Annotated in this window: 17 protein-coding genes; 4 read left to right on the top strand and 13 right to left on the bottom strand. The window is 62.4% G+C overall.

What is annotated here, in order from left to right; translation table 11 throughout:
* Positions 1-63: 63 nt before the first annotated feature.
* Genes folK through folP form a run of 3 tightly spaced genes read right to left on the bottom strand, consistent with a single transcriptional unit; the run spans position 64 to position 1,806 of the window.
* Positions 64-582, bottom strand: coding sequence for a 2-amino-4-hydroxy-6-hydroxymethyldihydropteridine diphosphokinase (gene folK, locus ACMUVN_RS05400; protein ID WP_132573278.1), 519 nt, complete (start codon positions 580-582; stop codon positions 64-66).
* Complete coding sequence (gene folB / locus ACMUVN_RS05395) at positions 575-940, bottom strand: dihydroneopterin aldolase (RefSeq protein WP_027667693.1); 366 nt, start codon at positions 938-940, stop codon at positions 575-577. Before folB ends, folK begins: the two co-directional genes overlap by 8 nt.
* Positions 937-1,806, bottom strand: coding sequence for a dihydropteroate synthase (gene folP, locus ACMUVN_RS05390; RefSeq protein WP_063473357.1), 870 nt, complete (start codon positions 1,804-1,806; stop codon positions 937-939). Before folP ends, folB begins: the two co-directional genes overlap by 4 nt.
* A 101-nt stretch (positions 1,807-1,907) precedes the next feature.
* On the opposite strand from folP, the gene ACMUVN_RS05385 reads away from it, so the two are divergent.
* Positions 1,908-2,534 (top strand): DUF922 domain-containing Zn-dependent protease, encoded by a 627-nt coding sequence (locus ACMUVN_RS05385; protein WP_047610052.1) that lies wholly within the window; start codon positions 1,908-1,910, stop codon positions 2,532-2,534.
* Between the two features lie 327 nt (positions 2,535-2,861).
* Here ACMUVN_RS05385 and ACMUVN_RS05380 read toward each other — a convergent pair whose 3' ends face one another.
* Complete coding sequence (locus tag ACMUVN_RS05380) at positions 2,862-3,182, bottom strand: 2Fe-2S iron-sulfur cluster-binding protein (RefSeq protein WP_047610054.1); 321 nt, start codon at positions 3,180-3,182, stop codon at positions 2,862-2,864.
* A 264-nt stretch (positions 3,183-3,446) separates the two neighbouring features.
* Positions 3,447-3,830, bottom strand: a complete 384-nt coding sequence (locus ACMUVN_RS05375) for an Hpt domain-containing protein (RefSeq protein ID WP_080759826.1) — start codon at positions 3,828-3,830, stop codon at positions 3,447-3,449.
* A gap of 462 nt (positions 3,831-4,292) precedes the next feature.
* Between ACMUVN_RS05375 and ACMUVN_RS05370 the strand changes: the two genes are divergently transcribed.
* Positions 4,293-11,138, top strand: a complete 6,846-nt coding sequence (locus ACMUVN_RS05370; RefSeq protein WP_127430917.1) for a hypothetical protein — start codon at positions 4,293-4,295, stop codon at positions 11,136-11,138.
* 72 nt (positions 11,139-11,210) lie between these two features.
* Here ACMUVN_RS05370 and ACMUVN_RS05365 read toward each other — a convergent pair whose 3' ends face one another.
* Positions 11,211-11,960, bottom strand: a complete 750-nt coding sequence (locus ACMUVN_RS05365; RefSeq protein ID WP_097594353.1) for an aminoacyl--tRNA ligase-related protein — start codon at positions 11,958-11,960, stop codon at positions 11,211-11,213.
* A 370-nt stretch (positions 11,961-12,330) separates the two neighbouring features.
* Between ACMUVN_RS05365 and ACMUVN_RS05360 the strand changes: the two genes are divergently transcribed.
* A complete protein-coding gene (locus tag ACMUVN_RS05360) occupies positions 12,331-13,206 on the top strand; it encodes a D-alanyl-D-alanine carboxypeptidase family protein (protein WP_047613956.1) in 876 nt (291 codons plus the stop codon).
* 25 nt (positions 13,207-13,231) lie between these two features.
* Here the strand turns inward: ACMUVN_RS05360 and ACMUVN_RS05355 are convergent, their stop codons facing one another.
* The 5 genes from ACMUVN_RS05355 to ACMUVN_RS05335 form a co-directional block, all read right to left on the bottom strand.
* Complete coding sequence (locus ACMUVN_RS05355; RefSeq protein WP_063475197.1) at positions 13,232-14,485, bottom strand: sensor domain-containing diguanylate cyclase; 1,254 nt, start codon at positions 14,483-14,485, stop codon at positions 13,232-13,234.
* Between the two features lie 147 nt (positions 14,486-14,632).
* Entirely contained in the window at positions 14,633-15,244 is a 612-nt protein-coding gene (locus ACMUVN_RS05350) for an ABC-type transport auxiliary lipoprotein family protein (RefSeq protein ID WP_047610060.1), read from the bottom strand.
* A 24-nt stretch (positions 15,245-15,268) separates the two neighbouring features.
* Complete coding sequence (locus ACMUVN_RS05345; RefSeq protein WP_047613957.1) at positions 15,269-16,639, bottom strand: MlaD family protein; 1,371 nt, start codon at positions 16,637-16,639, stop codon at positions 15,269-15,271.
* Positions 16,640-16,648: 9 nt separating this feature from the next.
* Entirely contained in the window at positions 16,649-17,488 is an 840-nt protein-coding gene (locus ACMUVN_RS05340; protein ID WP_132571933.1) for an ABC transporter ATP-binding protein, read from the bottom strand.
* A 1-nt stretch (position 17,489) separates the two neighbouring features.
* Positions 17,490-18,659, bottom strand: coding sequence for an ABC transporter permease (locus tag ACMUVN_RS05335; protein ID WP_174824470.1), 1,170 nt, complete (start codon positions 18,657-18,659; stop codon positions 17,490-17,492).
* Between the two features lie 102 nt (positions 18,660-18,761).
* On the opposite strand from ACMUVN_RS05335, the gene dgcA reads away from it, so the two are divergent.
* Positions 18,762-19,745, top strand: a complete 984-nt coding sequence (gene dgcA / locus ACMUVN_RS05330) for an N-acetyl-D-Glu racemase DgcA (protein WP_132571936.1) — start codon at positions 18,762-18,764, stop codon at positions 19,743-19,745.
* Here the strand turns inward: dgcA and ACMUVN_RS05325 are convergent.
* Positions 19,697-20,917 carry an MFS transporter gene (locus ACMUVN_RS05325; RefSeq protein ID WP_063474987.1) on the bottom strand — a complete coding sequence of 407 codons (1,221 nt, stop codon included), beginning with the start codon at positions 20,915-20,917 and terminating at the stop codon, positions 19,697-19,699. The genes dgcA and ACMUVN_RS05325 overlap by 49 nt on opposite strands.
* A 179-nt stretch (positions 20,918-21,096) precedes the next feature.
* Positions 21,097-21,909: a UDP-2,3-diacylglucosamine diphosphatase gene (locus ACMUVN_RS05320; protein ID WP_063474988.1), complete on the bottom strand. Its 813-nt coding sequence runs from the start codon at positions 21,907-21,909 to the stop codon at positions 21,097-21,099.
* Positions 21,910-22,159 lie beyond the last annotated feature (250 nt).

The raw sequence follows: 22,159 nt of genomic DNA, 5'->3' as shown, positions 1-22,159 counted from the left end.
CCGCACAGCGGATTTTCCTGAAGCGGCGGGTTTCCCGCCGTTTTCCGTTTCAGCGTCTCTGATTCAGGCGCTCCGCCACCAGTCGCGGCTCTCGTCGGCGACCTCGATGCCGGTCACCTCGGCATCATCAAGCCAGTCACTGACCGCCCTACCGCTGACGAGAAGGCCCGGCGCGATATCGGCGAGCGGCATCAGCACGAAACCGCGATCGGTCATGCGCGGATGCGGCAGTTCCAGCCGCGGTGCGTCCTGGATGACGTCGCCATAGGTCAGCACGTCGATATCGAGCGTGCGCGGCCCCCAGCGCTCGATGCGCTCGCGTTTCATCTCCCGTTCGATCGACAGGCAGACATCGAGCAAAGCCTCGGGCTCCAGCCTGGTCTTGACGGCGGCGCAGGCATTGAAGAAGAAGGATTGATCCGTCTTGCCCCAGGGCGGCGTGCGATAGAGCCGCGAGACCGCCGTCACCCGGCAGTCGTCGCGTCCGTCCAGCCTTTGCAGCGCGCCCGCCATCGCCTTCACCGGATCGCCGATATTGCCGCCGAGACCGAGTGTGGCGGATTGCAATGCGGCCTCAGGCAAAATGCTCAACGCTCACCTGCACGAAATCGAGTACGCCCGGCACCGGCGCGTTCGGCTTGCGCACCGTAATCTTCGCCCGCCGGATCTGAGGGAATGTCTCGCAGAGCCCCTTGGCGATATCGAGCGCCAGCGCCTCGATGAGGTAGCGCCGCTTGCCGGTGACGATCTGCTCGATCACGGTGAAGGCAATGCCGTAATTGACGGTATCGTTGATCGAATCGCTTTCCAGCGCCTCGCCGGCGACGACATCGAGCTCGGCATCGACGAAGAAACGTTGGCCGAGGAATTCCTCCTCGTCATGCACGCCGTGGCGCGCAAAGAAGGCGCAGTTCTGCAGCGTGATCGTGTAGGTGGTCATGTCGGCCGCTTCCTCTCGAATTCCTGGCGTGCATTCAGCATAGCATCGGCGATATCAAGCGCATCCCTGTTGATTGCGACATTGTGCACGCGGAAAACCGCAGCCCCTTGAAGCCTGAGCAGCGCGCTCGATGCAGCCGTCGCCACATCCCTGTCTGCCGCCTCACGCCCCGTCACCGCACCAAGGAAGCGTTTGCGCGACGTGCCGGCGAGCAGCGGCAGACCGAAGCGGGAAAGCTCGGAAAACCGCGCCATCAGCTCCAGGTTTTCCTCCGCCGTCTCCTTGGCGAAGCCGAAGCCCGGATCGAGCACGATCCGGTCGCTGTTGACGCCGGATGCAGCGGCGATCGCAAGCGAGCGTTCGAGGAAATGCACCTGATCGGCAATCACGTCGGTCAGTTTTACCCTGTCGCGGCCGGTATGCATGATGCACAGCCCGGCTCCGGTCACTGCGGCAATATTGGCGATATCGGGCTCCTTCTGCAGCCCGAAGACGTCATTGACGATATGGGCGCCGGCGCTGATGGCAAGCCGCGCCGTCTCGGCGCGATAGGTGTCGATGGAGATCAGCGCCTGGGTGCGCCCGCGCAATGCCTCGATGACGGGCAATACGCGCGCCTGCTCCTCGGAAGGACTGACGGCTGCTGCGTTCGGCCGGGTCGATTCGCCGCCGATGTCGACAATGCCGGCACCCTCGCTCACCGCCCGCAGCGCCTGTTCGACCGCGGCATCGACGGTTTCAAAACGTCCGCCGTCGGAAAAGGAGTCCGGCGTCACGTTGATGATCGCCATGATCGTCGAACGACGGCCAAGTTCGATCTCCCGGCCATGGCCGACACGCCATATGCTGCCTTCCAGCCCTGTCACCAGACTTATCCCATTGATGACGAAAAAAGCGCCATCCGATATTGCGCTTGTGGTGGCTATGCCCCAAGCTCCGGTCGATTTCAACACGGGTTGCGTTCAGAATGCCGCTTGCAGTGCGTTATATGGTCTTCCCTATCGCCTTTTCCATTGCTCTTTCCCTCTGCAGCCCCGTGGCAGCCGAAGTGATCGCATCGAAAAGCTATTCCTATTTCGACATTCGCGGCAAAACCGCGGATGAACTCGACCGCGAACTCAGCCGGCGCGGCCCGACGGCGAGCGGCTCCTCGGCGCGCCATCCCGGCGCCACGAAGATCCGCTTCGGCGGCGAGGCAACCTATATCCAGGATAACGGGCGCTGCCGCGTCGGCAACGTCAAGGTCACGGTCCACACCCAGATCATCCTGCCGCGCTGGAGCAGCCGCAAGGGTGCCAGCAAGGAGCTGTCGATGATCTGGGACGCCCTGTCGAGCGATATCAAACGCCATGAGGAGCGCCATGCCGAGATCGCCCGCGATCAGGCCCGCGCCATGGAGCGCGCCATTCGCGCGCTGCCGCAGCAGCGCAGCTGCGAAGCCATGCAGGAACTCGTCTCCGACGAATCAGCACGCGGTATAGAGGAGCACGATCGGCAGCAGGCGCGATTCGACAGGGTCGAAGCGGTCAACTTCCAGAAGCGCATGCTGAGATTGCTGAATAATCGAATCAACGGTCGAACCGGCGCAAAATAGGGCTTTTTCAATCAGCTTGCGAGCAGGAAACCTTAGCTGCACAACGAAACTTGTGCGAAACTTGCGCTCTCCCCAGCGATTGAATGGTCATTTTTCATCCTGGCAGACTCAACCGGAACGCGTTAATATGAACACATTCGAAAGTCCAGGTACGACACCAAGTACGGCACCTGCACTTTCATCGCTGGGTTCTCCTGGCGCGTTCCGAAGCCTCGGATGTTCCTCCCTCATCCGAAGGTAATGCGCCCGCCTCGCCTCGCTCGCTCCAGCGCGCGAGGCGTCTTTTTTGATATCGGATGTTTCGGCGACGTTTGAAGCGGATGTGCTTCAGGCCTGGCGTTCCGGCACGTGCACCACGAGCCCGTCATAGATGGCCTTCATTCGGATCTGACAGGACAGCCGCGAAGTCGGGCGCACGTCGAAGGCGAAGTCGAGCATATCCTCTTCCATCGCTTCCGGCTGACCGACCTTCTCCGTCCACTCCTCATCGACATAGACATGACAGGTCGCGCAGGCGCAGGCGCCGCCGCATTCGGCCTCGATGCCGGGCACCGAATTGCGCACGGCGTTCTCCATCACGGTGGAGCCTTGGTCGACGTCGAGGTCGAAGCGCGTGCCGTCGAAGGCGACGATGGTAAGTTTTGGCATCGGGAATATTTCCGGTCTTCAGGTGGGTGGGCGGATTTTTCTTCCGACAATTCGACGCGACAGTCAACATTGGGGAAATCCGCCATAGCCTCGCAGATCGTGCCTTCGCCCGCCGTCTTCAAAGCGTCATTCGGGACGTCGCAAAAAGACCCGCGGTTCCGCAATGGAACAACGGGTCTTCGTTCGGAGGGGATTCAATGCGTGTCGCCCAAAACTGTGCGGCGGTTTTGGGACAATGATATGCATCAACTAACGACTTGGAGATCAGCCGCGGCAGAGCTTCAGGATGAAATTCTCCGCATCGATGACGGCGGCCCCGAGCGCTGCGGTCGCGCCGGCATCGCCGCCGGTTTCCTCGACAGCTTCGGCCGTCTGCGACACCCGGAATGCGCCGACCGAGCTTGCCGCGCCCTTCAGCCGGTGCGCGGCTGCGCCGATACGGATGGTTTCGCCGCTCGCAATATCCTGGAGGCATGCGCGGGCCTGGCGCGCAAACATTTGAAGGACTTCGATTTCCAGCGCCTTGTCGCCCATCGTCTGCTTTGCGAGATGGACGAGATCGATCGGCCGGACCTTCGAGGGACAGGGTCCCTTTGCATTATCCGGCGCCTCGAATACGATGTTCAATGCCGCCATCTGGGCTGCCATTGCCAATTCTCCCGTCTCTGTCGTCCGCAGTTGCAACAGTTCTGCGTCAGGAGGGTGGCCATCCCGTTAAATTCCGGCACATTCAGGGCGGAAATCTCGCCATATGGTTAACGTCCGTTAAATATCCCTAAATTATTGGTTTTTAAGCGCTGCCCAGGATTCAAAGATGTTAACAACGGATTAACGAACCGCAAATCTCAAGCCTTCATTAATTGTGTGAAGAGCCCAGATGTGTCACTACGATACTGGTGGAGCGGGTTTATGGTACGCGCCTTTGCCGAGCGAGTGGATAATGGTAGTGTTTTGATACCTTCCGTTTGAAAAAGCGGCTATCTACTCTGAAATGACATGCTTATCCGTCCGTCGTTGGGATGGAAGGCTGGAACGGCAAAGTTGTCCCCGGGTGAGGCGGAAGCCCGGGATGCGCGGTTGGGCCGGCTGACAGTAACGAGGCATACCCGAATGGCGAACAACAAATATAACGAGTCGATTGAGGACAAGGCGTTCAAGGCATTGGACGAGGCCCTCCAGATCGACTTCAGCAAGGATAACGTACCGTCTCGCCGCGGCGACGCGCCCCAGGCCCCGGAGGCTAATGTGTCTGATCCAGTAAATGCGCGTAACCAGCAGGCCCAGGAAGAGGCGCAGCGGCGCAGCCGCCGCGGTGCCGCCGGCGAGCAGGCTTCCAGGGGGCCGGCCTTCGCGCCCGCCAACGATGCCAGCCGCAACACGCCTGCCTCGATCCTGAAATCCTTCGACGGCGCCTCCAGCCGCTCGGCGGTGCGCACCGCCACGCTGTTCTCCGTGCTTTGGGTCATGGCCGGCCTCGGCCTGATGTCGCTGCTTTATGCTCCGCAGATCTGGCAGATCCGTTCTATCGCCGATCTCGTCGCCCTGCCCGGCGTCATCGCCGGCCTCGTCGGCATCATCATTCCCGTAATGATGTTCTATGCCTTCGCCATCATGATCGCGCGCGCCCAGGACATGCGCAACGCCGCCCGCTCCATGGCGGAGGTGGCATTGCGCCTGGCCGAGCCGGAAACCATTGCCTCCGAGCGCATCATGACCGTCGGCCAGGCCGTGCGCCGTGAAGTCTCGGCCATGAATGAAGGCATCGAGCGCACGATCGCGCGTGCGTCCGAACTGGAAACGCTCGTCCATTCCGAAGTCAATGCCCTTGAACGCTCCTATGCCGACAACGAGTTGCGCGTCCGTGGCCTCGTCCACGAACTCGGCTCCGAGCGCGAGGCGATCGTCAACCATGCCGACCGCATCCGCACCTCGATCGGCAGTGTCCACGACCAGTTGAAGGAAGAACTGTCGCTTGCGACCGAAGAGATCGCGGTGCGGCTTGCCACATCGGGCGAAGCCTTCGCTTCGCTGATCGATACGCGCGCCGCGACGATCCTGGAAAAGTCGGACAGCGCCCTGCAGTCGATGGGCAGCCTGCTTGCCGCCAAGACCGATACCCTGCTGCAGACACTGAACGCATCGGGTTTTGCGCTCGCCACCGAATTCGACAATCGCCTCGAAGCGCTCTCCGTCAATCTCAATGACCATGGCGAAAGGCTGCTCAGCCAGTTCGAGACGCGCGCCTCGACCATGGACAGCAGCACCGAGAAGCTGAATGCGGCGCTGAACGAACGCACGCACCAGCTCAACGAGATCCTGATCGCCCGCACCCGCGAGATCAACGAGAGCCTGACATCGGGCGAACGCACCATTGGCGGCACGCTCGATGACGTTCTGTCGAAGCTGAACAGCGCCCTCGACGAAAAGGGCGCAAGCTTCCGCCAGAGCCTGCAGACCACCGCCGACGACGCCGTCATGGATCTCGACGTACGCTCCGGTTTCTTCGAGGAACGGCTGCAGACGACCGTTGCCCAGTTGTCCACCGCCTTCGACGAGCGCGTCGCAGAATTCACCAGCGCCTTCGACAAACGCACCGGCTCGCTCGACACCAAGCTGATGGAAAGCCTCGCCCGTATCAACGAGACGCTGACCGGCGGCTCGGATTCAATCGACGGCATCCTGAGTTCCGGTATCGACCGGCTTGGTTCGTCGATAACAGACCAGTCGCTGGCGCTCGCCACCGCGCTCGCCACCGGCCATGAGATGCTGGAAAGCACGCTCGGCAGCCGGGCGGAGGAAATCACCACCGCACTCAGCAGCCGCACCGGCGAACTGACCTCGTCTCTGCAGAACGCGACTTCGGAAATCGCGCTGGCGCTTGCATCCGGCACCTCCGAACTGCAGAACAATCTTCAGACACGCTCGGCCGAACTGCGCGACACGCTGCGCACCACCACCACTGAGCTGACGAGCGCCGTTGCCGCCGGCACCGAACAGGTGACGGCTGCCTTCGGCGGTCGCGCCGAGGAGCTGAGCGGCGTGCTTGCGGCGCGTGCGGCTGAGATCACCGAGGCACTCGGCACGGCCCATGGCCGCATCGACAGCGTCATGGCAGAGCGCGGCGACGCACTTGTGGAGGCGCTGACCACCCATCACGGCCGCTTCGAGGAAGCGCTGGCAACCCGTTCCGACGCCATCCTCAATGCCGTCTCCGGCACCCATGACCGTCTTGCCGAGACGCTCGACGAAAAGGCGATGGCACTCGCCATCTCCCTGAATGAGAGCCAGGCCCGCATCGAAGATACGCTCGAAACCCGCTCCGAAGCGTTGGTGAAAGCGGTATCAGGCACGCATGACCGCCTCTCCGAGACGCTCGACGAAAAGGCGATGGCGCTCGCCATTTCGCTCAATGAAAACCAGGCCCGCATCGAGGATACGCTCGAAACCCGTTCGGCGGCCCTGCTGAACGCCGTCTCCGGCACCCATGACCGGCTTTCTGAAACGCTGGACAGCAAGGCTGCCGCCCTGACGACCTCGCTCGATGAGCGCCATGCCCGCATCGAGGATGCGCTTGGAACGCGCGCCGAAGCGCTGCTGAACACCGTATCCGGCACCCGCGACCGTCTTGCCGAGACGCTCGACGAAAAGGCGATGGCGCTCGCCAGATCCTTGAGCGAGAGCCAGGCCCGTATCGAAAATACGCTCGAAACCCGCTCCGCAGCTTTGCTGAACGCCGTCTCCGGCACCCATGACCGCCTGTCCGAAACGCTGGATGAGAAGGCGATGACGCTCGCCATCTCGCTCAATGAGAGCCAGTCGCGGATCGAAGACACGCTGGAAGCGCGCTCCGAAGCCTTCCTCCAGGCTGTGTCCGGCACGCACGACCGTCTCTCGGAAACGCTCGACGAAAAGTCTGCGGCGCTCGCTGCCTCCCTGAACGAAGGTCAGAGCCGCCTGCAGGACACGCTGGAGAGCCGTTCGGAATCCTTCCTCAATGCGGTCTCCGCCACCCATGATCGTCTGTCGGAAACACTCGACGATCGGGCGATGGCGCTTGCCATCTCGCTGAACGAGAGCCAGAGCCGTCTCGAGGAGACGCTGACAACAGGCGCCGATGCGATCACCAATGCGGTCTCCGGCACGCATCAAGGCCTGAACGGTGTGCTCGACCAAAAGGCCGCCGCCATTGCCGCCTCGCTGACCGAAGGCCAGGCCCGCCTCGAGGAAGCCTTGGGGCACCGCACCGCCGCAATCATCGGCGCTGTAACCGCAACCCACGACCGGCTCACCGATACGCTCGACGAAAAGACGATGGCGCTCGCCATTTCGCTCGACGATAACCAGAGCCGCTTCGACAGTGCGCTCGAAGCCCGCAGCAATGCCATCATGGAAGCGGTCTCCGGTGCCGAGGCTCGCGTCGCCGGCGCCTTCGCCGACAAGACCGATGCGATCCGCACCGCCTATACCGACAATCAGCAGCGGCTCGAAAATGCGCTTTCCGAACATAGCGCCGCCCTCTCTGGCGCTCTCGATGCCGGCGGCGCCCGCTTCGAGGATCTCGTCGGCGGCCTGACCGGCCGCATCGAAAGTCGCCTGACCGATGCCCATACACGGCTCGGAGGCCTCGCCGACGAGGCCGCAGCGCGCATCGAGGGCGGGCTCGCCTCCGCCCATGAACGCATCCGCACGACGCTCGAAGACCGCGCCAATGCCATCGACCTGTCGCTGAGCCAGGCCCATGCGCTGATCAGCGATACGCTGACCGAACAGGCGACCAGCATCGGCACCTCGGTGGCGACGAGCGTCAGCATGCTCGAAATGTCGCTGGAGGACCGTGAAGCCGCGATTCGCCAGGCGATCGATGCCGGCGCCCAGACATTGGAAGATCGCATGCATGCCGGCGCCGGCCAGATCGCCGGCCGCTTCCAGGAGGCGGCGAACGCCATTTCGAGCTCCACCCAGGATTTCTCCGCCCATCTCGATCGGTCGGTCGAAAGCCTGACCGGCCGTTTTGAAGAAACCGGATCGCGCGTGGAAGCCGGTCTTGCGGCGATCGAGACCCGCATCCGCGACGGCGTCGGCGGCGTTGCCGAAAAGGTCGAAGCCGCCAGCGGCCAGCTGTCCGGCGTGCTCGCCGACGGCGTCTCCCGTCTCGGTGCGCTCAGCGACGACGCCACTCGGCGCATTTCCGCGACGCTCGAAGGCAGTGCCGCAAACCTCACCCAGGCGATCGACAGCCGCACCGCCAATCTGGCCGAGACGCTGGACAGCCGCACCACAAGCCTGACGGGCGCTATCGACGGCCGCACCGCAAGCCTTGGCGAAACCCTCGACCGCGGCAATGAACGCATCGAGGAACGCCTCTCCACCATGGACCGCGCGCTGACCGTCGGCCTTGAAGCCGTCAATCGCACCATCGAAGGCAAGGCCGCCGGTCTCGCCTCGACACTGCGCAGCGCGGTTGCCGACGCGGCTCAGGGAATGGAAGGCGAAGCGACGAGAACCACCGAACTGCTCGGCAAGACCGGCCAGCAATTCGCCGAGGATCTCAATGCGAAAAGCGACGAATTCACCCGCACCATGGATGAGCGTTCGTCGCAAATCGTCACCCGGGTCGCCGAAGCTCAGAACCGGCTGGCGAGCCAGGCCGCTGCCGTGGCCCAGACCTTCTCGGAAGCCGGCAACGCCATCGTCAACAAGGTCTCCGAGGCCGAGACCATCGTCGGCACGCAGGTCAATGCCATCTCCAAGGTGTTGTCGGATGCCGGCCAGTCTCTGGAGACGCGCGGCAATGCCATCCGCTCGACGCTGTCGGGGGCCGGCAGCGAGATATCCGCCACCATGGCGGATGTCGACCGGGCGCTGGAAGCCCGCAGCAATGCCATCCGCACCAATCTCGAGGAACGTACCCGCGAGATCGATACGACCTTCTCCGACATTGACAAGGCGCTCGAAGCGCGCGGCAACTCGATCCGCTCGACGCTCGACGAGCGCACCCGCGATCTCAACTCGATGCTGGCGGGCCGCTCTGTCGAATTGACGCGCATCCTCGACGAAACGGCTCGCCCGATCATCGACCGCTACACCGATGCCGGCGAGCAGGCTGCCGCCCGCATCACCGCTGCGGCCAACCTCAGCGCCGAGCGTCTGCGCGCCGAAAACGAAGCGCTCGCCAGCGCCGTTGCCGCCCGCACCGAGAATGTCGCCAACGCCGTCAGCGCCATCGAGAACAGCCTGGTCGGTAACGTCAACGGCCTCGTCCAGCGCATGTCGGAAAGCAGTGCGGCAATGGCGATGATGATGAACCGCGCCGCCGAGCAACTGGCCAACGTCGACGGCCGTCTCGGTGACACCACCGCGCGCTTTGCCGACTCCGCCACCAAGGCCGCTGAAATGGTCTCCGCCTCGACCAGGCTTCTTGAAGGCAAGGTCGACCGCCTCTCCGACATTTCGGGCCAGACGCTGTCACAGGTCGGCGGCATCATCGGCCGCTTCGACGAACACTCCAAGGTCCTGACCCAGGCCTCGCAGCTGCTCGGCGCTGCCCAGTCCAATCTCGCCTCGACGCTCGAGGAGCGCGAGAGCGCTCTGCAGACCCTCTCGGTCGGCCTCGTCCAGCGCTCCGCCGAGATCGAAAAGACGATGCAGGGCCTCGGCAGCATGATCGAGACCGTGTTTGAGCGGGCAGAGCAACGCTCCAACCAGGTCACCGGCAATCTGCGCCAGGGCGTGCAGTCTTCCTTCGCCGATATCGGCCGCATTCTTAGCGAAACCGAGAAGCGCGCCCAGGAAGCGGCAGAGACGATGCGCGAGGCGATCACCCGCGCCGGCGACGAGGCCAATACGACGATCGACGGCACCTTCGCCAATGTCGAACGGCGTTCCGGCGATCTCTCCAATCGCATTCGCGGCGGTCTCACCGCCTCGCTATCGGAAGTCGAGCGCATGCTCGGCGAAGCCGGCCGCGCCTCAGACGGCGCCGCCCAGAACATGCGGGAAGCACTGCGCGAGGCGATCGATGATGCCGTCGGCCGTTTCTCCGGCGCCACCGAAGATATCCGCCGCTCCGCCGCCGACATCCGTAACGAGCTCGACGCCACCCGCGCCGAACTGAAGCGCGGCGCCTTCGACCTTCCCGAGGAAGCCAAGGAAAGCGCCTCGGCCATGCGCCGGGCCGTGGCTGAGCAGATCAAGGCTCTGCAGGATATCTCCCAGCTCGTCGGCCGCTCTAGCCAGCAGCTCGAGATCTCCCAGCCCGTCGCCCGCACGCTCGCGCAGGCGCAGCCGGCTCCGCGTCCTGCCCAGCCGGTCGCAGCCCAGCCGCCGCAGCCGGTAGCGCCCCCGTCGATCGAAGCGACGGGCCTGCGTGGAACGATCGCGCCGTCTGCGCCGGCGGCTGCGCCCCAACGCGCCGCCCCGCAACCTGCTCCCGATCGCCAGGAATCGGGGCGCCAGGAACCGGCCCGTCCGGAAAGCGGTGGCTGGATCAGCGATCTCCTGCGCGGCGCATCGCGTGAGGAGGCCGCCGACGAGGCGTCTGCCCGCGCCCCTGCCCGCCCGGCGGAAACTGCCGCGCCGGCCGCGCGTAGCAACGACAGCCGCAATCCGCGCCACGTCGTCGAATCCTTGAACTCGCTCTCGGTCGATATCGCCCGCGCCATCGATCACGACGCCTCGGTCGATCTCTGGCGCCGTTATCAGCGCGGTGAGCGCGATGTCTTCACCCGTCGCCTCTACACGCTGAAGGGCCAGCAGACCTTCGACGAGATCAAACGCAAATACGACCGCGAACCGGAATTCCGCACCGCCGTCGACCGCTACATCGGCGATTTCGAAAAGCTGCTCGCCGACGTCGCCCGCACCGACCCGAACCGCACGGTGACGCAGTCTTACCTCACCTCGGACACCGGCAAGGTCTACACCATGCTCGCCCACGCTGCAGGCAGGCTCACCTGAACTTGCTGATCTGAATCGGATACAGGAAAGCCGCTTGAACATGTGTCAGGCGGCTTTCGTTTTACAATGCCCTCACCGATCGGCCGCTATGTCCCAGTTATGGATACAGCGGTCGAGGCCGATGGCGATCTCGAGCACGAGAACGTCATGGTCGACCGCCGCTCCCTTCTTGGGCTCAGACCGGTAGCGCTGCGGAAAATCTGTGCGCCGCGAGATCGAGCAGACTTCCATCCACTTGTCGCCATTGTCGACCTCGATATCCATCGTCACCTCGGAATAGGCCGGCAGCCGGTCGGAGGGCACCATCCGCGTCGGCAGATGGATCAGCGATGCAATCATGCGGCGGACCGGTTCTAGGCAGGCGGCGTGATAGTCGTTGCCACTGTCGGCCGTGAAGGCGCATTGGAATTCGAGCTGCCAGAATTCCTTCAGTCGCATGTGTTTCGTCGGCTGTTCCTGCTCGCGGCGATAGGATCTGCCGGCCTGCCAAACGCAGAGCGGCAGTCGCGTCTTCGAATGATTGCCGAGAATGTGCTGCATGTAGATGTAGGTCGATGGCGTGGTTTCCGGTCGCAGGACCAGCGCGGCATCGCTGGCGGAGAGCTGTTCCTGAACCCAGATATCGGCGTTCGAATAGGCGCTCGACACCAGCGCCTGCGGCATCAGCGCCGGCGCCTCGACCCTCCTGACATCCCAGGCCGGATTGACCGACCTGAGAAAACTGCGGACCTCTTGCGAGAAGAAGGCGATCATATGATCGCGCAGATGGATCTCACGCTCCTCCCAATGGACGAGCGAATTGACATGATAAAGATTGAGCACGGTGCCTGTCTCCCTGGCAACCTTGATTGGCGTGGTGAGGGGCTTTACGTCCAGCAGCGCGCCGGACGCCCGCAGCGCTCCGACGTCACAGCAGGACGCGAAGACCTCGTCCGCCAAAAGCGCGCACCGTCACGACCTGCAGGCAGGTGCTGATATGACGGGAGAAAAGCGCGGGCTTCATGCTCATGGCGAGTTTTCTACGTGCCGGGCGCATCCTTGTCAAAACCGAAAACGGTGAGACAAAAGGAACCAGCTGTGGATGACCCTTTTTTATTGCTCCTCGTCCTTCATTCCGTCACAAACTTTTATAATCCGCTGCATTCAGGCCAACGGCCCACTCGACCATCGAAACGACAGAGACAGCACATTGATGACCAAGACGACATCCCGGCTCCTTGCCACCGCGCTCTCTTCCCTTTTCCTGATGGGCGCTTTCACTCTGGCTGAGGCGGGCCAGGCAAGCTTCGTCGTCGATGCGCAGTCCGGTCAAGTCCTCGAAAGCTCCAATCAGGACGACCTGAACTATCCGGCGTCGCTGACCAAGATGATGACGCTCTATCTTGCCTTCGAGGCCCTGCATGACGGGCGCCTCAACTGGGACCAGAAGCTCACCATGTCGGAAAATGCCGAGAGCAAGGAGCCTTTCAAGCTCGCCGTCGGCGCCGGCCGCAAGGTGACGCTGCGCGAAGCGGTCGAGGGAATCGTCGTGCTGTCGGCCAATGATGCGGCGGTGGCGATCGCCGAGCAGCTTGGCGGCTCCGAACAGGCTTTCGCCGAGGCGATGACCGGCAAGGCACGCCAGCTCGGCATGAAGGATACTGTCTTCAAGAATCCGTCGGGTCTTCCCGATCCGGAGCAGGTCACCACGGCGCGTGACATGGCCACACTCGGAATTTCGCTGATGCGGGACTTCCCCGAGGAGTTCAAGCTCTTCTCCATGCGCGGCTTCCAGTTCCGCGGCATGAAGCTGCGCGGCCATAACAACCTCATGTATCGCTATGACGGCGTCGACGGCATCAAGACCGGCTATACCGACGCTTCGGGCTATAACGTCGTGACGTCGGCGCAGAAGGATGGCCGCCGCGTGGTCGGCGTCGTCATGGGCGAAAAGACCGCGAGCCTGCGCGACGACAAGATGGCAAGCCTGCTGGACAGCACCCTGCCGGCGTCATCGACCACCACAGCTTCCACGACACCCGGCAGCCAGCCGGGAGCGACGATGACGGATTCGCAACCGACGAAGTAGCTCCGGCAGGTTTTTTGCTGACGGCTTATCTGAAAGCCACCTCCAGGTGTTGCCGGTCTTGGGCGATCACCCTGCAATTCGTTTCGAAGCCTTCGCCTTTGATGGCAAGGATGAATTCCGGCGGAATGCCTGACGTATTGGAGACCGAAATGCCGGCGCTCTCCGAACCGATGGACTTGACGGTGCAGTCGATGGTCGAGCGTCGATCGTTGAACAGGATCGAACCCGCCTTCAGCACCCGCCGTCGCGCGCCGATGGCGTGATCGGCGTGGATGGAACTCCACGACACGCAACGATTCCGTCCGCTGTGCTTGGCTTGATACATCGCGGCATCGGCTTGGGCCAGCAGGGTCTCGATTTCCTTGCTGACGATCGAAAGCGCCGACGTTCCGAAGCTGGCCGTAACGGTCAGGGCGCCGTGATCGCCGCGAATGATCTCAGAGGCGATGGCGGCTCTGAGTTTCTCGGCGACGGCGAGTGCACCTTCCCGGTCGACATGCGGCAGGATAACGCCAAACTCCTCGCCTCCAAGACGGCCGAAAAGATCACCGGCTCGGAGTGCCGTCCTGCAGACCGCTGCCACCGCCTTGAGAACCTCGTCGCCTGCGGCATGCCCATGCGTATCGTTCACCTGCTTGAAATGATCGATATCGAAGACGATGCACGAGAGGTCATGCTTATGCCGCAGAGCGAGCGAAATCAGCTGATCGGCCTCCTGCTTGAAGGCACGCCGTGTCATCGTCTCAGTGAGGCTGTCGGTGGCGGCCGATTGCATGAGCTCGATGCGGTCCATAGCCGCCCCCGCCAGCTCCTGGAGGATGCTAAGGTCTGTGTTGCCGAACGATCTTGGCCGACGGTCGATGGCGCATACCGTCCCGATCATGTGCCCGGCTTTTGTTCTCAGCGGCACGCCGGCATAAAAGCGGATATGGTCTTCGCCTGTCACTGCAGGATGCTTCGAAAAGCGGGCATCCTTCGTGGCATCCTGCACGATAACAGGCTCGTCACAGTCCACAACGCAGCGGCAAAACGTGTCTTCGAGCGATACCTCGTCGGCCGAAAGGCCGGAGCATGCCTTGTACCACTGCCGATGCGCATCGATCAGGGATACGATGCCGATCTCGATGGAAAATATCTGCTTTATCAGGCGTACGATCCGCTCGAAGCCTTCGTCCCTCGGCGTATCGAGAAGGTCGAGCTGCTGCAGCGCAGCCAACCGAGCATTTTCGCGCTGAATCGCTTCCGACGACGACTTTCCGAATACGCGTGCGACCACCATGCAGCATGCCTCCTGATAGCGATAACATGATGCGTTCCACAAATTCATGAAGAAATTGAATACGATGGCGGCCCCAAACTCATGAGGCCAAATATTCTTCAGAATCAGCAACCCTTGATGTCGACGCAGCGGTCGCGACACGCCATCTCAGATTGAGCGCAGCGTCCAGCTGACGATCTCGGAGACAACCGTGGAGAAGGCGCGGTCGAGACCCTTGACGAAGCCGACATTGTCGCCGCCGGCCGGTGCCGTGGCGCGGAACACCTTCTGGGCGCGCACCGAGCCGTTGCGGTCGTTGAGGATCTTGGCCGAGATTTCGACCACAGCCTGATTGCCGCTCGACGCATCGATCTCGAAGGAGCGGATATCGGTGACGACCTGGTAGTCGATCGCCAGCCCCTGCCCCGGCATGCCAACGCCGCCGAGCTTGCCGGAGTTCTCGAAAGCTTCCACCAGCTTCGACTGTACAATGCGCGGCAGCTTGTCGCCCCACTGCGCCCGCGAGAGATACTGAATTTCCGAAGACGAAACACGGATGACGATCTGCTCGCTGTCGAGCGCCCGCAGCGCCGTCGGGCTGGCGATCAGGACCTGGCGGGATTTGGCCGCAGGCCCGTCGCCGTCGACGGCGGCGGACAGGTCATAGGTATCGTTCTTGGCCGCGGTGCCGCACCCCGAAAGGATCAGCGCCGTCAGCGGCAGCGCGATCACCGTTCCCTTGATCCACGAACGGCGCGACAACAGATGCGATGCGACCATATTAGGCTACCCCTGACTTCCCAGTTAACGCCGCGTCCGGCCGTCATATTGCTTGACCGTGTCCCCGCCGAAGATCAGGCGCTGCGGATTGCGGTCGAAGTTGGTGATCGTATCGTTCAGATTGTTCACGGTTCCGCGCATGTCGTTGACGAGAGTCTGCACGTCGCGCAAGCCGCCACTCGAAAATTTCTGCAGATTGTCGGCGATCGGGCCGATGCGCGAATTCAGGTTGTCGGCCACCTTCTTGAAGGATTCCAGCGTATCGCGCGCTTCAGTGAACAGCGATTGCGTATTGTCGGTTCCAAGCAGGGCATCGACTTTGATGAGAATGCCGTCGATGCGGGTCGAGGCCGAATTCAGCTTATTGGCGAGCTGCGAGACGTCCTGGATCGTCTGGTCGATATCCTTCTGCCGCGATGAAACCGTGTTGGCGACATCGCGAATCGAGGCAACGGCGGTGCGCGCATCCTTGGTCGCTTGCGCGATGTCGTCGACGGAACCCTTCACCTTTGCCGGGTCGATCTGGGCGACGAGCGTATCGACGCGGTCGAGTGTGGCCTGCGCCTGCTTGCCGAAATCGTTGAAGGTGGTGGCAGTCTGGTCGAACTTCTGGATCGCACCCTTGAGGTCGCCCGAGGCATCGGCAACATTGGCGGTGAGCTTCTCGGCATTGGAAACGATGTTGTCGATCTTCTGCGCATCGACCGCCTTGACCAGCTCTTCGACGGCCTTGAGCGTCGAGTCGACGCGGCCGGAAACCGCCTTCACCGTCTCCGAAAGCTGGCCGACGCTCTGCAGGAAGGAGTCGATATTGCCGGAATTCTTGGCAAGCGCGTCCGAGAAAGTCTCGGCATTCTTAAAAGTCTCGGTCAGCGGCCCGCGCGAATCCTCGATGAAACCCTGAAGTTCGCCGACCGCGTCGTTGGCGCGATCGAGGATCTTGTCTGCGGTCGCCAGAAGATTGGTGACGCTTGACTGGTCGGCGACGATGACGGCGCGTTTGTTATTGTCGATCGCATGCTGGAGGATGCTTTCCTCGCCCTTGCGGCCGCCTGAGAGTTCGATATAGGCGGCCCCGGTCAAGCCCTGGATTTCAAGGGCGGCCTTGGTGGACGGGTAGATCGGCGCATCGGTGCGCACCTGGGTGAAGGCCAGCGAATATTGCGGATCGTCGGCATCGATCGACAGTGTCTGCACCGAGCCGATCTGGATGCCGTTGAAGCGCACCGGCGAGCCGACACTAAGGCCGTTCGCCGATCCTGGAATCCGAACGATCAGTTCCGTCATCGGGCCGCCACGGCCATACTCCGCCATCCAGTAGACGAAGCCGAAGGCAGCCGCGATCACCAGCACCGTGAAAAAACCGACAATCGTGTAATTGGCTTTGGTTTCCATCTTATCCGGTCACTTCCCGCTGCTGCCGTGCCGCACGCCATTGTCCCGCGGCACGATCGACCGCGCCCGCTTACCCTTGAAATAGGCCTGCACCCACGGATCGTCATAGGCCAGCATGTCGTCGATCGTGCCTTCCACCATTACCCGCTTCTTTCCGAGCACGGCAATACGGTCGCAGACCGAAAACAGGCTGTCGAGGTCATGCGTTACCATATATACGGTCAGTCCCAGACTATCGCGCAGGTTGGCGATCAGTTCATCGAATTCGGCAGCGCCGATCGGGTCGAGACCCGAGGTCGGTTCGTCCAGGAAGACGAGTTCCGGATCGAGCGCCAGCGCGCGGGCAAGGGCGGCGCGCTTAATCATGCCGCCGGAGAGTTCGGACGGGTATTTGTCGGCGGCGTCAGCGGCAAGCCCGACCATACGGATCTTCAGATGCGCCAATTCGTCCATCAGCGAGCGCGGCAGATCGAGATATTCGCGCATCGGCACCTGGATATTTTCCTTGACCGTCAGCGACGAAAACAGCGCACCCTGCTGGAATAGTACGCCAAGCCGCATATCGAGCGCGTTGCGCTGGGGTTCGTCGAGTTCGTCGAAATCCTGGCCAAGGATCTTGATTGTGCCGGAGCGGCGCGGCAGCAGCCGGAGCACGGTGCGCATCAGCACGGATTTGCCGGTGCCCGACGCGCCAACGAATCCGAGAATCTCGCCGCGATAGATATCGAGGTTCAGATTGTCGAGCACCACTTTGGAGCCGAAGCCGACGGTGACGTCGCGCGCCGAGAGCACGACATCCCTGCCCTGTCCTTCGCTTTCGATCGGTTGCTCGTTCACGGGGCTCGCCATGCTAGAAGTTGATCGCTGCATAGAACATCGCAAATAACCCGTCCATCAGGATGACGACGAAAATCGCCTTCACCACCGCGGCCGTTACGTGCTGGCCGAGCGATTCCGCGCTGCCGCCGACCTTCAGCCCTTCGACGGCGGCGACAATGCCGATGACGAGTGCCATGAACGGCGCCTTGATCATGCCTGAGAGCACCGTCGACAGCGTCACCGCCTCGTGCAGACGCGCCAGGAAATTGGCGAAGGTGATGCCGGAATAACCCCAGGCGACCGCAGCCGCACCGGCGAGCGACGCGAAATTCGCCAGCACCGTCAGAAGCGGCAGCGCGATGGTCAGCGCCACCAGACGCGGGAAGATCAGCACACCGATCGGGTTCAGCCCCATCACCTTCAGCGCGTCGATCTCTTCGCGCATCTTCATCGAGCCGATTTCGGCGGTGATCGCGCTGCCCGAACGGCCGGCGATCATGATCGAGGTGAGAAGCACGCCGATTTCGCGCAATTGCAGAATGCCGACGAGATCGACGACGAAAACCTCGGCGCCGAAGTAGCGCAGCTGGAAGGCGCCCTGCTGGGCGATGATCGCCCCGATCAGAAACGACATCAGGAGGATGATCGGAACGGCGCGAACGCCCATATGGTCGATCTGGTTGACGATCGAGGCCGGCGAAACGCCGCTGCCGCGCCCGAATTTCATCTGCGCACCACGCACCGCCGAGCCGAGGATATACATGGCGGCGGCGAAATTGTCCCAGACCTCGTAGGTCATCTTGCCCACGGGCGCGAAGATGCGCGCGACGAGCGAGACCTTCTCCTGCTGCTCCGGCTCGGGTTTGGCCGGCTCCTCGGAAAACATCGCCAGCATTTCGTCGATATGCTGATTGGTGCCTTCGAAGCGAACCGTCCGTCCAGCCGCCTCCTCTTCCTTCTTCAGCCGGCACAGCAGCCAGATTCCGGCGGTATCGATATCCGAAATATGCGAGAGGTCGACAGTCAGGTCGCCGGCCTTCTGATGAAGGAGCTTTTCGAAGTCGCGCAGCACGAAATGAATATAGGCGCTGCGCCAATTGCCTCTGAGACGCACATGCTGCCCCGAACCATCGGCCTGGTCGTCCACGTCAAGCGAGGCAGCGTTGCGATTCTCGGCGTTCAAGATACTTATGTCTTTCAAGGCTTACAGCAACTTGCCGCGAATCGCGAACGGACCGTTCGACGACCGGCGCGTCAATATACAGAAGCAACGTGCAATTTCCATGCTCGCAGGACAGCAATAATGCCGCGCACCCTCGATATCCAGATGAATTCCTTTCCGATTGCCGGGACTTTCACCATCTCGCGCGGCGCCAAGACCGAGGCCGATGTCATCACCTGTACACTCGCCGAAGACGGTGCCCGGGGGCTTGGCGAATGCGTGCCCTATCGCCGCTATGGCGAGACCATGGAGAGCGTTTTCGCCCAGATCGAGGCCGCGCGTCCGCTGGTCGAGGCAGGCATTTCGCGCAGCGACCTGCTGTCGGCGATGCCGCCGGGCGCTGCGCGCAACGCCGTCGATTGCGCCCTCTGGGACCTGGAAGCGAAACGAACGGGTGAAAGCGTCGCCGTCCGTCTCGGCCTTGCCGATCTGAAGCCGCTCACCACCGCCTACACCATCTCGCTCGGTGAGCCGGAGGTGATGGCCGCCCAGGCGCGCGAACATGCCGGCCGCGCACTGCTCAAGGTCAAGGTCGGAACCGGCGATGATGAAAGCCGCATCCGCGCCGTCCGCGCGGCCGCACCCGATTCCAAAATCGTCCTTGACGCCAATGAGGGCTGGCCGGAAGCGGTGCTCGAACGCCACCTCAATATCGCGGCGCAAGCGGGGGTGGCGCTCGTCGAACAGCCGCTGCCGGCTGGCCGCGATGGGATGCTTGCCGAAATCCGCCGCCCGCTCCTCGTCTGCGCCGACGAGAGCGTCCACCACACCGGCGATCTCGCAAGCCTCGCCGACCGCTATGACGCGATCAACATCAAGCTCGACAAGACCGGCGGCCTGACGGAGGCCCTGGCAATGAAGGCCGAGGCCGAACGGCTTGGATTCGGCATCATGATCGGCTGCATGGTCGGCACCTCGCTTGCCATGGCGCCGGCCGTGCTGCTCGCCCAGACTGCCGATTTCGTCGATCTCGATGGTCCGTTGCTGCTTGCACGCGACCGCGAGCCCGGCCTGCGCTACGCCGCTTCCCTGGTCTTTCCGCCGGAAAGCACCCTCTGGGGCTGAAGATAATAGGCTGAGATGACGAGGCCGAGGCCGGAGAGCGCGACCAGCGCCATGACGTAATAGCTGACGACACCGAGCCAGGAATAGAGATAACCCGACGTCAACGTCATCAGCGCCATCGCCATGCCGACATAGAAGAAATAGGCGCCCTGCGCCGATGATTCCTGTGTTTCCTGCACCGTCGCCATGATCCGCCGCTGCACACCGGTATGCACGAAGGCATAGGTGAAGCCGTGGAAACACTGCAGCAGAAAGAAACCGACAAAGCCCGTATTCATCGGAAACAGGATCCAGCGGCAGACGCTGACGGCGCAGCCGAAGCGGATCAGCGTCCAGGCGTTGAAGCGCCGGTTGAGACGTTTCGACAGGAAAAACACCGTTACCTCCGAAGCGACGCCGGCGCTCCAGAGTAGGCCGACTTGCGTGCCGGAGAAGCCGAGTTGATGCCAGTAGATCGAGGAAAAAGCGTTGAGCACAGCGTGGCTCGACTGCTGGATGGCGACGCCGATCAGAAGCAGCAGCAGATGCGGCTCGCGCAACCCGCTGCCGGTGGCGGCCGGAATGTTGATCGGCTGGCCGCGCCGCCGCGTCGGCCCGATGCGCGGACAGAAGATCGCCATGACGACGGTCATGATGAAGCCGAACACCATGATATCAAGCACCATCTCGCCGCCCCACCGGCTGATCAACTGGCCACCGACCAACGTCGAGACGATGAAGGCGATAGAGCCCCACACGCGCATCGATCCGTAATCGAGCCCCCAACGGCGCACGCCCGAGATGACGATCGATTCGACGACGGGTACATAGGGCGCGAAAGTGGCGCCCTGCAGCGCATAGACGATCGTCACAGGCCAGAAGGTCGTCGTCCAGAAGAGCGCAATCGCCGTCAGCAGCGACAGGCAGCCAGACCAGAGCAAGACGTCGGCGCGTTCCTTCAAGCGATCGGCGATCATGGCGACGACAGGCGCCACCAACACGCGAACCACCATCGGTATGGCAAGGATGATGCCGATCTCGTGATCGCTGAAGCTGTGGGTTGCGAGCCAGACGGGAAAGAACGGCAGAACGATGCCGTTGACGAGCAGCGGCGCACAATAGGAAAGCGCGCTGAGCAGCCGGAAGCGCGGCGGCGCTCCCTCACCCGTCGGGGAATGTTGAGCGGGAATCATGGGCGGACCTGAAGGAAACTGGACGTTGTCCTAACACGCCACCCTGGAGGCGACTATTGTGAGAAATAGCCGTTCTGAAACGTTTTAGAAAATAAATAGGGCCTGTCACCTGACGGTAACGGCTAAATTCTTGGGAGCGCGGGCACGGATGTGCCAGCACAAAAATCAGGCCGCCAAAATCAGGCAGCTTGGGGGGCGAGTTCGCCCTCGTCATGCATTTCGATGGCGGCAAGCGCCGGCACGCTGCTGGCGAGCGCCCGCCAGGTGATCAGTTCGAACGTACCGTCCTCGTGCTCGGCGACCGCCGTGCAGCTTTCCACCCAATCGCCGGTGTTGATGTAGCGGATGCCGTCCATGTCCTGAATGATGGCATGATGGATATGTCCGCAGATCACGCCGTCGGCGCCGTTTTTGCGGGCTTCTTCAGCCACGACGCGCTCGAATTCACCGATGAAGTTGACGGCATGCTTGACCTGCAGCTTGGCCCAGGCCGAGAACGACCAGTAGGGCATGCCGAGCCGGCGGCGCACCGCCGCCAGGAGAATGTTGATGCGGATCGCCGTATCGTAAGCCCAGTCGCCGAGATAGGCGAGCAGCCGGGCGTTGCGGACGACGACGTCGAATTCGTCGCCGTGCAGGATCAGGTATTTCTTGCCGTCGGCGCCGTCATGCATCATGCGCTCGACGACCTCGATGCCACCGAAATGCATGCCCGGGAAGTCTCGCAGGAATTCGTCGTGATTGCCGGGAATATAGACGACGCGGGTGCCCTTGCGCGCCTTGCGCAGCAGTTTCTGAACGACGTCATTGCAGACCTGTGGCCAATACCAGCTGCGCTTCAGACGCCAGCCGTCGACGATGTCGCCGACGAGCACGATCGTATCGGCTTCGTGGTGGCGCAGGAAATCCAAGAGGAAGTCGGCCTTCGCGGCCTTCGAGCCGAGGTGGACATCGGAAATGAAGAGCGTGCGGAAATGTCTGGGTTCCATCATGTCTTTCACGAGCTGCCGCTCATGTCCCCATCTTTCATCTAACCTTCCAAAACCAGACTCGTGTTTCAGGATGATGACAAGATGTGGAAAAGCGCTGCAAACCGCTCATCCCCCGCGGGCAGAATGCCCGTCGCCGCGCGGGCAGATTGTCCGCCGCCGCGCTGGCAGAATGTCCGTCGCTGCGCTGGCAGAGTGTCCGTCGCCGCGCGGCCCGCCAGCCATGTTGCCCTGCGCATTCAGGGCGTTCATG

It is taken from the genome of Rhizobium sp. IY2 (genome assembly GCF_047532935.1).
In the GTDB taxonomy this organism is placed as follows: Bacteria; Pseudomonadota; Alphaproteobacteria; order Rhizobiales; family Rhizobiaceae; genus Rhizobium; species Rhizobium anhuiense.
Note: the sequence above shows the minus strand (reverse complement) of the source record. Positions and strands in the feature narration are given on the sequence as shown.